The following is a 12,880-nucleotide window of genomic DNA, read 5'->3' as shown; positions in this document are numbered from 1 at the left end:
GCTCGACAGCGTGTTGCCACTACATGCGTCCCTCGCCGGACGCCTGCCCTCCCTTTCCAATACCTGCTGATTTACTGACAGCGCGGCAAGGCCAGCGCCGCCAGTTGCGGATACAAGCGGGGGCCGCCCACCAGGATGGGGTTGCCCTTTTCCAGGCCGTTATCGGCCAGGAAATCATTGCAGCGCCCGCCTGCCTCGTTGACGAGCACGATGCCCGCCAGACAATCCCAGGAATTGATGTGCGGCTCGAAATAGCCGATCAGACGCCCGGCCGCCACGTAGGCGATCATCAGCGCGCCGGAACCGTTGCGGATGAACATGCCGCCCTCTTCCAGCACGTCGAGCAGGAAGGGCAAAAAGGTATCGGTGCCCACGCGGTGCGAAAAGCCCACGCCCAGCACGCCGCCCTGCAGGCTGGCCACGTCGTTGATGCGCAGGCGCGTTTCGCCCGCCTTCGCCGTCACATGCGCGCCCTGCCCCAGGCAGGCGTGGAACAGCTCGTCCGCATTCGGGTCGTACACGGCGCCGATGGCGGGCTGGCCGTCGACCAGCACGCCGATCGACACGCACCAGGCCAGCATGCCGTTGACGAAACAGGCCGTGCCGTCGATGGGATCGATGACCCACACGCAGCGCGCGTCGGACGCGCCGCCGCCCCGCTCCTCGCCCACTACGGCGTCTTCCGGGAAGCGCTCGGCGATCTGCGCGCGCAGGAAATCCTCGACCATGCGGTCGGCGATGCTGACCATGTCCTGCAAGCCCTTTTCCTCGATCACCAGTTCCGTGCGGCGCTGGAACATGCCCAGCGCGATCTCGCCCGCCTGGCCGATGATGTGCCGGGCGTAGGCATAGCGTTCCAGGGTCGCCGCGTCGGCCAGTACCGCTGCCTGTGTCATATCTGTCATGCTTGTCCTCCAATGATGGCTGCGCCATGTTCGTGTACGGTCATGGCGACCGATGTGCCTTGCGTGAAAACCTGGCTCAAGTCGTGCGAGACGGCAAACAGTTCGCCGACCGGCGTCTCCAGCGTGTATTGCATTTCGCGTCCCAGGTAAGTGGCGCGCGCCACGCGCACCACCATGGCGCTGTCCGGCTGCGCGGGCGACAGCAGGATCGCTTCCGGACGCACGGCGAAACTCGCTTCGCCGCTGCGCTGGCTGCGGCATGGCAGGCGCAGCCGCAGCTTGCCCATGACGCAGACGGCCTTGCCGTCGGCCACCGATTCGATCACGCCATCGACGATGTTCGCGTTGCAGATGAAGTCGGCGACGAACTTGTCGGCCGGCGACTCGAACAGCTCGTGCGGCGTGCCCTTTTGCGCGATCACTTGGCGGTTCATGACGATGATCTGGTCGGAAATGGCCAGCGCCTCTTCCTGGTCATGCGTGACGTACACGGCCGTCAAGCCCAGCTTGACCTGGATGTCGCGGATCTCGTCGCGCACGCGGCGGCGCAGTTTCGTGTCCAGGTTCGACAGCGGCTCGTCCAGCAGCAAGACCTTGGGCTGCAGCACCAGCGAGCGGGCCACGGCCACGCGCTGCTGCTGGCCGCCCGACAACTCGTTCGGGAAGCGCGCGGCAAAATCGGCCAGGCCCACCAGCCGCAGGCTTTCCTGCGCCCGTTCCACGGCGCGCGGCTTGGTCTCGCCCGAGACGGTCAAGCCGTAGCACACGTTGTCGAGCACCGTCATGTGCGGGAACAGCGCATACGACTGGAACACCATGCTGACGTCGCGCTCGGCGGCGGAGGTCAGGGTGACATCCTCGCCGGCCAGCAGGATGCGCCCGGCGCTGACGCGCTCCAGGCCCGCGATCAGGCGCAGGGTGGACGTCTTGCCGCAGCCGCTGGGGCCCAGCAGGGTGACCATGGTGCGCGGGGCGATCATGAACGACACATCGTTCACGGCCAGGGCCTTGCCGTAGCGCTTGGTAACACCATCGAATTCCAGCGCGGCAAGCTCTGTTGCTTGGGTAGTAAAGTGGTTCATGCGTAGCTCTTTTCCAGGTTGGGAACGGCGGCCGGCAGCGTTTTTTCGGCGCTGACGCGGCGAAGGCGGCGCTTGCCGACCAGCAAATGGATCAATTGGATGCACAGCAGGATGATGACGATCAGCACCGTGGCATAGGCGATGGCCGTGCCGTAGTTACCGTTCGACACCAGGCCGATGATGTAGGACGTGGCCATGTCGTAATCGGCGCTGACGAGGAAGACAACGGCCGAGATCGACGTGATCGAGCGCACGAAGCCATACACGAGGGCCGAGGCGATGGCCGGGCGCAGCAGCGGCAGGATGACCTTGCGCATGGTGGTCCAGCTGCTGGCGCCCAGGGTGATCGACGCCTCGTCCAGGCTGCCGTCGAGCTGGCGCATGGCGGCGATGCCCGTGCGCAATCCCATCGGCATGTTGCGGAAGACAAAGCACAGGATCAGAATCGTCGCCGTGCCCGTCAGTTCGATCGGCGCCGAGTTGAACGCCAGGATGTAGCTGATGCCGATGACGGTGCCGGGAATGGCAAAGCTGAGCATGGTGCCGAACTCGAACGCGCTCTTCAGGGCGAATTGCTGGCGCACCAGCAGCCAGGCCGACAGGATGCCGACAAAGGCCGTCAAGGGCGCGGCGATGGCCGAAATCGTCAGCGTGGTGAACAGCGACGGCCAGGCCTGGCCCGTCCAGTGCCAGCCGGCAGCGCCCGCCGTGATGCCGAAGGCGTCGATGTAATGGCGCAAGGTGAAGGCATTGTCCTGGCCCCAGTTATTCACGAAGCCGCCCGCCACCACGGTACCGTAGATCAGGGCCGTGAAGGCGAACCATGGCAGGGCGATGGTCCACAAGGTGGTTTTCAGGCGCGGATTGAGCGAGGCGTGGCCGCCGTGGTCGGCCTTGCCCGTCACCGTCACATACGATTTCTTGCCCAGCCACAGGTTCTGGATGAAGAAGGCGCCCACGGCAAACGTCAGCAGCACGATGGCCAACGTCGCCGCGCGGCCCTGGTCATTCGAGGCGCCCACCACGGAAAAGAAGATTTCCGTCGACAGCACGTGGAAGTTGCCGCCCAAGACCATCGGGTTGCCGAAGTCGGCCATGCTTTCGATAAAGCACAGCAAGAAGGCATTGGCGATGCCGGGACGCATCAGCGGCAAGGAGACCTTGACGAAGGTTTGCCAGCTGCTCGCGCCCAGGGTGCCCGACGCTTCTTCCAGCGAGGGGCTGACGCCTTCGACCACACCGATCAATGTCATGAAGGCGATCGGCGCAAAGGCCAGCATCTGCGACAGCCATACGCCCGTCATGCCGTACAGCCAGCGGCTTTGTTCGATGCCAAACAACTCGCCGACGAGACCCGTGATGGCGCCGTTGCGGCCGAACAGCAAAATCAGGGCCAGGCCCAGCACGAACGGCGGCGTGACGATTGGCAAGATGGTGATGGCGCGCATGGGGCGTACCCAGCGGCCGTTGGTGCGCGTCACCAGCAGGGCAAAGACGAGACCGAGGAAGGTGGCCGACACGCCCGTCAGCAGGGCCAGCGCCAGGGTATTCCAGGCCACGCCGCAGCGGCCGGGACCGGCCACGCAATTGAGGCTCCAGATGCCGGGGTCGGCCAGGCGGTGCGCCAGGGCGGCGGCGCCCGTGCCGCCATCGTCCATGGGCTGGCCGGCGCTCACCAGGATCAGCGCGACGGGGAACAGCACGAACAGGGAGATGAGGCAGATGATGAGGCCGATGGCGCCGGCCACGAAGGCGTCGCCGCGGCACACGCCGCAGGCGGCGGCGCCCGAGGTCAGCAGGAACAGCAGGCACAGCGCCAGCAACAGCGCGCCGAAACCGAGGCCGGTGCCGGCGGCCAGCGGCCCCCAGCCCAGCCATGCCAGCCACAGCAGGCCCGCGCCGCCGAGGGCGATCTGGCCCAGGCCCAGGGTCTTGCGGTGGGGATTGGCGGCCACCAGCGCGGCGCTGGCGGCGATCAGGGCTAAGAACACGCCCAGCGGCCAGGCGCCGAACGACAGTACGTGCAGCACGGCCGGCGCGCCACGTTCACTGAAGAACTGGCCGTCGCGCAGCCACTCGCCGGCGAACAGGCCCGCTTCCTGCTGCTGCCAGGGCAACAGGCACAACGCTGCCAAAGCGGCCAGCAGCCAGCCGTAAAATATCTTTTTCATGAGTTTCATCCAACTATGAACGTCTGAAATTCTGTTGCGCGATGCGCTCTGTTTCCAGACGTTTTGAACAATTGATATAGGTTTAACGCCTGCCAAAACTGTAGCGAGCGGCAGTGAGTTGCGGCCGAGACGCGCAGCTGTGCGCTAGCACAGTGAGCATCGCAGGCTGCAAATCGCGACGCGCAGTAAGTTTTGGCGCGCGTTAATTGCCGGCAGAATAAATCTGCGTGGTCCAGCGTTGCAATAAGCGCTTGCGCGTGTCCGACGCGCCATACTTGGCGAAGTCGTAGTTGATGGTCTTGATGTTTTCCAGGCGCGGCGAGGCGGCGGGAATGGTGGCCGCCGCGTTGGACGGGATCTGGAAAGCCAGCGCCTTGACGGCTTCGCTCTGCACGTCGGGACGCAGGGCGAATTCATAGAATTTCTTTGCCTGTTCCATGTTTTTCGCGCCCTTGACGATGCTCATCGAGCCGATCTCGTAGCCCGTGCCTTCGCAGGGCGGCAAGACCTTCACGGGAAAGCCGGCCACGGTCAGTTTCATCAGGTCATGCATGAAGCCGATGGCCACGCCCGCTTCGCCGCGGCCCACGTCCTCGCCCGGCGCCACGCCCGCGTTCGGGTATTTGCTGACGTTCTGGCCCATTTTCGCCAGGAAATCGAAGGCGTCCTCTTCGCCGAACAGCTGCACCACGGTGGCCAGCGCGTTGTAAGCGGCGCCCGAGGAGTTCGGGTTGGCCATCTCGATCTCGCCCTTGTAGGCGGGCTTGACGAGGTCTTTCCAGCATTGGGGCGGCGGCAGGTTTTTCTTCTTCAGCACGTTTTCGTTGTAGGCCAGGCCCAGGATGCCGATGTAGATGCCGACGGTGCGGTACTTGGCCGTCTCGGCCTGCTTGAGCGCCCACGGCTGCAGCTTGGGCAGGGTGGGCGACCTGTATTCTTCCGTATAGCCTTCGGCGGCGGCCTGCAGGTGGGGGTCGCCCGTGCCGCCCCACCAGATGTCCGATTTCGGGTTCGACGCTTCGGCGCGGATCTTCGCGTAGGCTTCCCCGGCGCTCTTCCTGATCATCGATACCTTGATCTTGCTTTCCGCCTCGAAGCGGTTCTTCATCAGCTGGCACCATTCCATGTCGGCCGAGCACAGCACGGACAGGCGTTCCTCGGCGGCCATGGCCGTCATCGGCAGGGCCAGGCTTATAGCAATCGCAACATTGCGCATCTTCATCGTCTCACTCCAAGTTCGTTGTCGTTGTGGTACTTCAGACCGCACCGCTATCTTGCGGCGTCACTGTCCCGGGATGTGCTTTTCAAGGCTTTGCACCGCATTGCACACGTGTGCACACCTTAACATCAGCCGATTTTGACTGTCAACAAGAATCTCGGCAGGCATGCGGCGTGGTGTTTTACCGACAAAAAAGCCGCCAGCTGTGCGTGCAGCTGGCGGCTTTCGGGATCTCCAGGATCAGAGGCGTGTTACTGCCAGGCTTCCTTGCCCGCGCGCGGCTTGCCCACCATCAGCAAGGCGCCCAGTGTCAGCACGGCCGCCAGCGACAGGTAATAACCCACGTATTGCAGACCGTAGTTGGTGGCCAGCCAGGTGGCGATGTACGGCGCCAGCGAGGCGCCCAGAATGCCCGCCAGGTTGAACGTCAGCGAGGCGCCCGTGTAGCGCACTTCGGGCGGGAACAGCTCGGACAACATCGTGCCCAGCGGTCCGTAGGTCATGCCCATCAAGCCCAGGCCGACGGCCATGAAGACGGTCACTTCCCACGTCACGCCCGAGCCGAACATCGGTGCGAGCACCAGGCCGAAGATGGCGATGGCGACGGAGACCCAGATCAGGGTGGCGCGGCGGCCGCGGCGGTCGGCCAGCACGGCCGAAAACGGAATCGTCAGGGCGAAGAACAGCACGGCAAACAGCTGCACGACGAGGAATTCCTTGCGCGTGAAGCCCAGCTTGGTCGTGCCCCAGCTCAGCGCGAACACCGTCATCAGGTAGAACAGCACGAAGGTGGCCAGGGCGATGATGGTGCCCAGGAACAACATGCGGCCATGCTGGCGGAACACGGTGGCCACGGGCAGCTTGACGACTTCGTTCTTGTCGATGACTTTCTGGAAGTCCGGCGTTTCCGTGATCTTCAGGCGCACGTACAGGCCGACGATGACCAGCAGTGCGCTGGCGAGGAAGGGGATGCGCCAGCCGTAGCTGAAGAACTGCTCATCGGTCATGGTTTCGCTCAGCAGCAGGAAGATGCCGCCCGACAGGAAGAAGCCGATCGGCGCGCCCAGCTGCGGGAACATGCCGTACCAGGCGCGCTTGCCCGGTGGCGCGTTCTCGGTTGCCAGCAGCACCGCGCCGCCCCACTCGCCACCCAGGCCCAGGCCCTGGCCGAAACGGCACAGCGCCAGCAGCAGCGGCGCCAGGGTGCCGATGGCCGCATACGTCGGCAGCAAGCCGATGATGACGGTGGAGATACCCATGGTCAGCAAGGCCGCCACGAGGGTCGCCTTGCGGCCGATGCGGTCGCCGAAGTGGCCGAACACGGCCGAGCCGATGGGGCGGGCGAAGAAGGCGATGGCGAACGTGGCCAGCGACTGCAGCACGGCGGCCGACGGGTCGCCGGCGGGGAAGAACAGTTTCGGGAACACCAGCACGGCGGCGGTGGCGTAGATATAAAAGTCAAAGAACTCGATGGTGGTGCCGATCAGGCTGGCGAACAGCACCGTGCCGGGGGAATTTTTCTTGGGGGGTGCTCCGGGGCTTACTCATTTACTGCGCTCCTTGGGGAGGGTGTCTAAAGGCCATTCTCTGGATGTTTTTTCAGGCAGCAGCACAGCACGTTGTCTCCGTGTCGTTCGCATATCATAGCCTTGCGCGCGGGCATTTGCCGCGCATTTGCTATTAAATTTGCAAACAAAAACAACGGTTTTTGTTGCCGTAGCGAACTGCCGGCAACGCGCGCTAACGCGCCGTGATCAGTGCTGATTTAGAGAAACAACGGTCGTGCGCCATCCGGTTACCCGGGGCACGGCAGGAAAGGCGTCAGGGGATGGGCGACGTGTATCAGGCCCGGCGTATCGCCAGGCATTCCGTACCAGACCCGCGCGTCGGCATCGCGGCATCGGTCATTTGTGGTGAGTCCTTGCCCTCGGCCCCTCCGGGTGGAGCGGGCCGGCGATGATCGCGCTGCATCACGCAGGATGCGGTTGATCTTGCTGTAAGCGGCTTATCATACGCGCAGTGCTGCGGTGCGGCAAGAAGTTGTGATGGAGCATGTACGGTGGTGTCGGCTTACGCTGCGCTAAGCCGACCTACGCCGACCTACGCCCACCTATGCTGACCTACGCATCGATCAATGCAAAAGTCTGCTCGATCTCGCGGCTGTCGAGCGGACGCACGAGGCGCGCCACTTCCTGGCCATCTTTCAGGAAAATCAGGGTCGGCCACAGTTTCACCTTGAACGAGCGCCCCAGCGCGCGGCCGGGGCCGTCTTCCACGCGAATATGCGCTACCCCGGGGTGCTGCGCCAACGCGGCGGCCAGCGGCGCGTCTGTGGCGCGGCAGTGGCCGCACCAGCCCGTGCCGAATTCCAGCAGGGCCGGGCCCGCCAGGGCGTCGATCTCGGCGCGTGTCGGTTGTGCTACGGAATATGTGTCGTGCATCATGCCAGCCTCCCAGACAATTTAGACCACTTTGAGGCGCAAGGTCTCCAGGCCATCGATGGCGCCCACCAGCTCGTCGCCGCGCTGCACGGCCGCCACGCCGGCCGGCGTGCCCGTGTAGATCAGGTCACCCGGCTGCAAGGTGAAATAGGTCGACAAATCGGCGATGGTTTCGGCCACGTTCCAGATCAGCATATCGATGCTGCTGCTTTGGCGCAGCTCGCCATTCACGCGCAGGGTGATGGCGGCGTGGCTGACGTCGCCCGCCTGCGCGGCCGGCGTGATGGGGCCGATGGGCGCCGAGTGCTCGAAGGCCTTGCCCGTCTCCCACGGACGGCCCAGTTTTTTCGCTGCGCCCTGCACGTCGCGGCGCGTCATGTCCAGGCCGATCGCATAACCCCACACGTGGCCCAGCGCATCGGCCGCGCCGATATCGCTGCCGCCCTTGCCGATGGCCACCACCAGCTCCATCTCGTGCTGGAAATCCTGCGTCTGCGCCGGATACGGCAGCTCGCCCGTCGTGCCGGCTGGCACGGGCAGCACGGCGTCGGCTGGCTTCATGAAGAAAAACGGCGCCTCGCGGCCCGTGTGGCCCATTTCCTTGGCGTGGTCCACATAGTTACGGCCCACGCAATAGATGCGGTGAACGGGGAAACCATCGACGCTGCCGGTGACGGGAACGCTGGGCTGGATGGCTGCGGGAATGACATACGACATGAAAACTCCTGATCGGCACGATAAAAAGGCGGCGATGAAAAAGGGACACCGCAGTGTCCCCCACGCAGTGCCACCCATTTTACGACAACGTTACTTCAGCAGTCCCGAGCGGCTCGGGTCCGGCATGCGGATGGCGACGATGAAGGAAATCAGGCACATGATGGTGACGTACCAATAAAAATACTCTTCCACGTGCCAGGCCTTGAACTGCAGCGCCACGTATTCGGCCGAACCGCCGAACATGGCGTTGGCCACCGCATACGACAGGCCCACGCCCAGCGCGCGCACTTCGACGGGGAACATTTCCGCCTTGATCAGGCCGCTGATCGACGTGTAGAAGCTGATGATGGCCAGCGCGATGATGATCAGGCCGAACGCCGCGTACGGGCTGGAAATATCCTTCAAGGCATGCATGATGGGCAGCACGCACAGGGTGGCCAGGCCGCCGAAGAACAGCATCGACGTGCGGCGGCCGATGCGGTCGGACAAGGCGCCGAACACGGGCTGCAGAATCATGTAGACGAGCAAGGCGCAGGTCATGACGGCGCTGGCCGTCTTGGTATCCATGCCGGCCGTGTTGACCAGGTATTTCTGCATGTAGGTAGTGAACGTGTAGAACACGAGCGAACCGCCGGCCGTAAAGCCGAGTACCGTGATGAAGGCGCGCTTATGCTTGAGCAAGCCGCGCAGGCTGCCCGCATCCTTGTCCTTGCGCTCGCTGGCGGTGGTCGTTTCCGTCAGGGATTTACGCAAGTTCAGCGAGACGAGGGCCGCCAGGGCGCCAAAGACGAACGGGATGCGCCAGCCCCAGGCGCGCAGCTCTTCCAAGGTCAGGAGTTGCTGCAAGACCACCAGCACCAGCAAGGCCAGCAGCTGGCCGCCGATCAGGGTCACGTACTGGAACGAGGCGAAGAAGCCGCGCTTGCCCGACTCCGACACTTCACTCATGTAGGTGGCGCTGGTACCGTATTCGCCGCCCACGGACAGGCCCTGGAACAGCCGCGCCACCAGCAGCAGGAACGGCGCGAAGGCGCCGATGGTGTCATACGTGGGCATGACGGCGATCATCAAGGAGCCGCCGCACATCATCAGCACGGAAATCATCATCGACTGGCGCCGGCCGTATTTGTCGGCGATGCGGCCGAACAGCCAGCCGCCCACCGGGCGCATGAGGAAGCCGGCGGCAAAGATGCCGGCCGTCTGCAGCAGCTGCGTGGTGGGGTTACCGGAAGGGAAGAAGGCGTGCGAGAAATACAGCGCGCAGAACGAGTAAATGTAGAAGTCGAACCATTCGACCAGGTTACCGGAAGAAGCGCCAATGATGGCCTTGATGCGCTGCTGGGAAGTCAGCTGCGCAACGTCATGCGGAGTATCGTGGGATGTCATATCAATCTTCTTGTTCGTGTGAAAAAGCCAACGCCTGCCAGGTTGCCCGGGCTGGTTTTGCATCATACGCCCTTGATCAAGGTCAAAAAGCCGCCCGGCATACGGGTTAATACGTATCGCCGGCAACTATTTTTCGCCTTCGGGCGCATGGAATCAGACCCGTTCCAGCACCAGCGCGATGCCCTGGCCGATGCCGATGCCGCATCTTGTGTGAGTGCACAGTGCATGGTGCTTGCCCGGACGCGCTGCAGGTCAGACCCGTTCCAGTACCAGCGCGATACCCTGGCCTACGCCGATGCACATCGTGCACAGCGCATAGCGCCCGCCCGTGCGGTGCAGCTGGTTGACGGCCGTCATGGCCAGGCGCGCACCGGACGCACCCAGCGGATGGCCGAGGGCAATGGCGCCGCCGTTCGGGTTGACGCGCGGGTCGTCGTCGCGCACACCCAGCTGGCGCAGCACGGCCAGGCCCTGCGCGGCAAATGCTTCGTTCAATTCGATGACGTCGAAGTCGGCCAGGGTCAAGCCCGTCATGGCCAGCACTTTCAGGGTGGCGGGCGCGGGGCCGATGCCCATGATGCGCGGCGCCACGCCGGCCGTGGCCATGGCCACGATACGGGCGCGCGGCGTCAGGCCAAAGCGGGCCGCGTTCGCCTCGTCGGCCAGCAGCAGCGCCGCCGCGCCATCGTTGACGCCGGACGCGTTGCCCGCCGTGATCGTACCGTCCGCGCGCACGACGGGTTTCAGTTTGGCCAGGGTATCGAGGGTGGTGGCGCGCGGATGCTCGTCACGGCTGACAACGACGGGTTCGCCCTTCTTCTGTGCAATGCTGACGGGACAGATTTCGCTGTCGAACACGCCCGCCTGCTGCGCCGCCAGGGCTTTTACCTGGCTGGCCAGGGCAAACGCATCCTGGTCCGCGCGGCTGATGCCGAAGTCGCTGGCCACGTTTTCCGCCGTTTCCGGCATCGAATCGACGCCGTACCGCGCCTTCATCAGCGGATTGATGAAGCGCCAGCCGATGGTCGTGTCTTCCATTTTCATGCCGCGCGAAAAGGCGCTGTCCGCCTTGCCCATGACGAAGGGCGCGCGGCTCATGCTTTCCACGCCGCCGGCGATCAGCAAGCCCGCTTCGCCGCTCTTGATGAAGCGCGCGGCGCTGCCGATGGCGTCCAGGCCCGAGCCGCACAATCGGTTCAGGGTGGCGCCCGGCACGCTGTCGGGCAATCCCGCCAGCAAGGCGGCCATGCGCGCCACGTTGCGGTTGTCCTCGCCCGCCTGGTTGGCGCAGCCGTACAGCACGTCCGTGACGGCCGTCCAGTCCACATTGGGGTTGCGCGCCATCAAGGCGCGGATGGGCACGGCGCCCAGGTCGTCGGCGCGCACGCCGGACAGGCCGCCGCCGTAGCGGCCGAATGGGGTGCGCTGGGCATCGCAGATAAACGCTGCAGTCATATTTTTTCCTCCAAGAAATGTAGGTCGGGTTAGTGCGCAAGCACGTAAGCCGACATTGCTGGCTGCTAACGTCCGTCCAGCAGTGAAACCGGCGTCAACGCTTGCAACTGTTCAAAACGCAAGCCATCGGCCAGTTCGATGACCGTGGCACCGTTTGGCCCCAGGTCGAACACGGCCAGGTCGCTGTAGATGCGGCTCACGCACCCGATGCCCGTCAGCGGATAAGTGCAGGCCTGCACCAGTTTGCTTTCACCGCCCTTGGTCAGCAATTCCATCATGACCCAGGTTTTTTCGCGCCGATGGCCAGGTCCATGGCCCCGCCCACGGCGGGGATGGCGTCGGGCGCGCCCGTGTGCCAGTTGGCCAGGTCGCCCGTGGCGGACACTTGAAACGCGCCCAGCACGCAGATGTCCAGGTGGCCGCCGCGCATCATGGCAAAGCTGTCGGCATGGTGGAAATAGCTGCCGCCAGCCAGCAGGGTGACGGGCTGCTTGCCCGCGTTGATCAGGTCGTAGTCTTCCTCGCCCGGCGCGGGCGCGGGGCCCATGCCGATCACGCCGTTTTCGCTGTGCAGGATGATCTCCGCGCCGGCCGGCAAGTGATTCGCCACCAGGGTCGGCAAGCCGATGCCCAGGTTCACGACGGCACCTTCATGGATGTCGGCCGCCACGCGGGCCGCCATCTGGTCTCGATTCCATTTGTTCATATTGATTTTCCTCAGGCTGCTTTGTAGCCGGCGGGGCCGGTGGCCGTGCGCGGCACTTGCACGAGGCGCTGCACGAACAGGCCCGGCGTGATGACGTGTTCGGGGTCGATGCTGCCCAGCTCAGCAACTTCATGCACGGAAGCAATGCTGACCTTGGCGGCCATGGCCATGATGGGGCCGAAGTTGCGCGCCGTCTTGCGGTAGGTGAGGTTGCCCCAGCGGTCGCCCTGCTCCGCCTTGATCAGCGCGAAGTCGGCGTGGATGGGCGACTCGAACACATACATGCGCCCGTCGATCTCGCGCGTTTCCTTGCCCTTGGCCAAGTCCGTGCCGTAGCCCGTGGGCGTAAAAGCCGCCGATGCCGGCGCCGGCGGCGCGGATGCGCTCGGCCAGGTTGCCTTGCGGCACCAATTCGAGCTCCAGCTTGCCCGCGCGGTACAGGGCGTCGAAGACGTGGGAATCAGCCTGACGGGGGAACGAGCAGATGATCTTGCGCACCTGCCCGTTTTTCAGCAGGGCGGCCAGGCCCGTGTCGCCGTTGCCCGCATTGTTGTTGACGATGACGAGGTCTCGCGCGCCCTGGGCGATCAGGCCGTCGATCAGCTCGGCCGGCTGGCCCGCGCCGCCGAAGCCGCCAATCATGACGGTGGCGCCATCGTGGATATCGGCCAGCGCATCAAGCACGCTGGAACGCAGTTTGTCGATCATTGCGGTCTCCTCCCAATCAAACTCATTAGCCATTTGTTCGTATAACGAACAAATATTCGTATTTAGAACTTATTCGTGAGAATATGCCTG

The 12,880-nt window shown here is 64.3% G+C and carries 9 protein-coding genes and 2 pseudogenes; all 11 read right to left on the bottom strand.

Annotated features, from left to right (window positions below; translation table 11 throughout):
- Nucleotides 1–71: 71 nt before the first annotated feature.
- The 11 genes and pseudogenes from ACRHIG_RS07860 to ACRHIG_RS07810 all read right to left on the bottom strand — a co-directional run bounded on the left by ACRHIG_RS07860 (nucleotide 72) and on the right by ACRHIG_RS07810 (nucleotide 12,790).
- Nucleotides 72–905 (bottom strand): inositol monophosphatase family protein, encoded by an 834-nt coding sequence (locus tag ACRHIG_RS07860; RefSeq protein ID WP_489629835.1) that lies wholly within the window; start codon nucleotides 903–905, stop codon nucleotides 72–74.
- Entirely contained in the window at nucleotides 902–1,987 is a 1,086-nt protein-coding gene (locus ACRHIG_RS07855; protein ID WP_489629834.1) for an ABC transporter ATP-binding protein, read from the bottom strand. Before ACRHIG_RS07855 ends, ACRHIG_RS07860 begins: the two co-directional genes overlap by 4 nt.
- On the bottom strand, nucleotides 1,984–4,158 hold the full coding sequence (locus ACRHIG_RS07850) for an ABC transporter permease (RefSeq protein WP_489629833.1): 2,175 nt from the start codon (nucleotides 4,156–4,158) through the stop codon (nucleotides 1,984–1,986). Before ACRHIG_RS07850 ends, ACRHIG_RS07855 begins: the two co-directional genes overlap by 4 nt.
- A 202-nt stretch (nucleotides 4,159–4,360) precedes the next feature.
- Nucleotides 4,361–5,380: an ABC transporter substrate-binding protein gene (locus ACRHIG_RS07845; protein ID WP_489629832.1), complete on the bottom strand. Its 1,020-nt coding sequence runs from the start codon at nucleotides 5,378–5,380 to the stop codon at nucleotides 4,361–4,363.
- Nucleotides 5,381–5,628: 248 nt separating this feature from the next.
- Complete coding sequence (locus ACRHIG_RS07840; RefSeq protein WP_077408443.1) at nucleotides 5,629–6,879, bottom strand: MFS transporter; 1,251 nt, start codon at nucleotides 6,877–6,879, stop codon at nucleotides 5,629–5,631.
- Between the two features lie 618 nt (nucleotides 6,880–7,497).
- Complete coding sequence (locus ACRHIG_RS07835; RefSeq protein WP_475416151.1) at nucleotides 7,498–7,821, bottom strand: thioredoxin family protein; 324 nt, start codon at nucleotides 7,819–7,821, stop codon at nucleotides 7,498–7,500.
- An 18-nt stretch (nucleotides 7,822–7,839) separates the two neighbouring features.
- Nucleotides 7,840–8,535: a fumarylacetoacetate hydrolase family protein gene (locus tag ACRHIG_RS07830; protein WP_489629831.1), complete on the bottom strand. Its 696-nt coding sequence runs from the start codon at nucleotides 8,533–8,535 to the stop codon at nucleotides 7,840–7,842.
- A 90-nt stretch (nucleotides 8,536–8,625) separates the two neighbouring features.
- Entirely contained in the window at nucleotides 8,626–9,921 is a 1,296-nt protein-coding gene (locus ACRHIG_RS07825; RefSeq protein ID WP_101484721.1) for an MFS family transporter, read from the bottom strand.
- A 252-nt stretch (nucleotides 9,922–10,173) separates the two neighbouring features.
- Nucleotides 10,174–11,376, bottom strand: coding sequence for a 3-oxoadipyl-CoA thiolase (pcaF, locus tag ACRHIG_RS07820; protein WP_489629830.1), 1,203 nt, complete (start codon nucleotides 11,374–11,376; stop codon nucleotides 10,174–10,176).
- Between the two features lie 65 nt (nucleotides 11,377–11,441).
- Nucleotides 11,442–12,082: pseudogene (locus ACRHIG_RS07815) on the bottom strand (3-oxoacid CoA-transferase subunit B).
- A gap of 11 nt (nucleotides 12,083–12,093) precedes the next feature.
- A pseudogene (locus ACRHIG_RS07810) lies at nucleotides 12,094–12,790 on the bottom strand (3-oxoacid CoA-transferase subunit A).
- Nucleotides 12,791–12,880 lie beyond the last annotated feature (90 nt).

The organism is Janthinobacterium sp. C22 (assembly GCF_057919405.1).
Note: the sequence above shows the minus strand (reverse complement) of the source record. Positions and strands in the feature narration are given on the sequence as shown.

Excerpts from the sequence above, each read along its gene's own strand:
- ACRHIG_RS07860 (WP_489629835.1), bottom strand. The coding sequence starts at position 905 with ATGACAGATATGACACAGGCAGCGGTACTGGCCGACGCGGCGACCCTG.
- ACRHIG_RS07855 (WP_489629834.1), bottom strand. The coding sequence starts at position 1,987 with ATGAACCACTTTACTACCCAAGCAACAGAGCTTGCCGCGCTGGAATTC.
- ACRHIG_RS07850 (WP_489629833.1), bottom strand. The coding sequence starts at position 4,158 with ATGAAAAAGATATTTTACGGCTGGCTGCTGGCCGCTTTGGCAGCGTTG.
- ACRHIG_RS07845 (WP_489629832.1), bottom strand. The coding sequence starts at position 5,380 with ATGAAGATGCGCAATGTTGCGATTGCTATAAGCCTGGCCCTGCCGATG.
- ACRHIG_RS07835 (WP_475416151.1), bottom strand. The coding sequence starts at position 7,821 with ATGATGCACGACACATATTCCGTAGCACAACCGACACGCGCCGAGATC.
- ACRHIG_RS07830 (WP_489629831.1), bottom strand. The coding sequence starts at position 8,535 with ATGTCGTATGTCATTCCCGCAGCCATCCAGCCCAGCGTTCCCGTCACC.
- ACRHIG_RS07825 (WP_101484721.1), bottom strand. The coding sequence starts at position 9,921 with ATGACATCCCACGATACTCCGCATGACGTTGCGCAGCTGACTTCCCAG.
- pcaF (WP_489629830.1), bottom strand. The coding sequence starts at position 11,376 with ATGACTGCAGCGTTTATCTGCGATGCCCAGCGCACCCCATTCGGCCGC.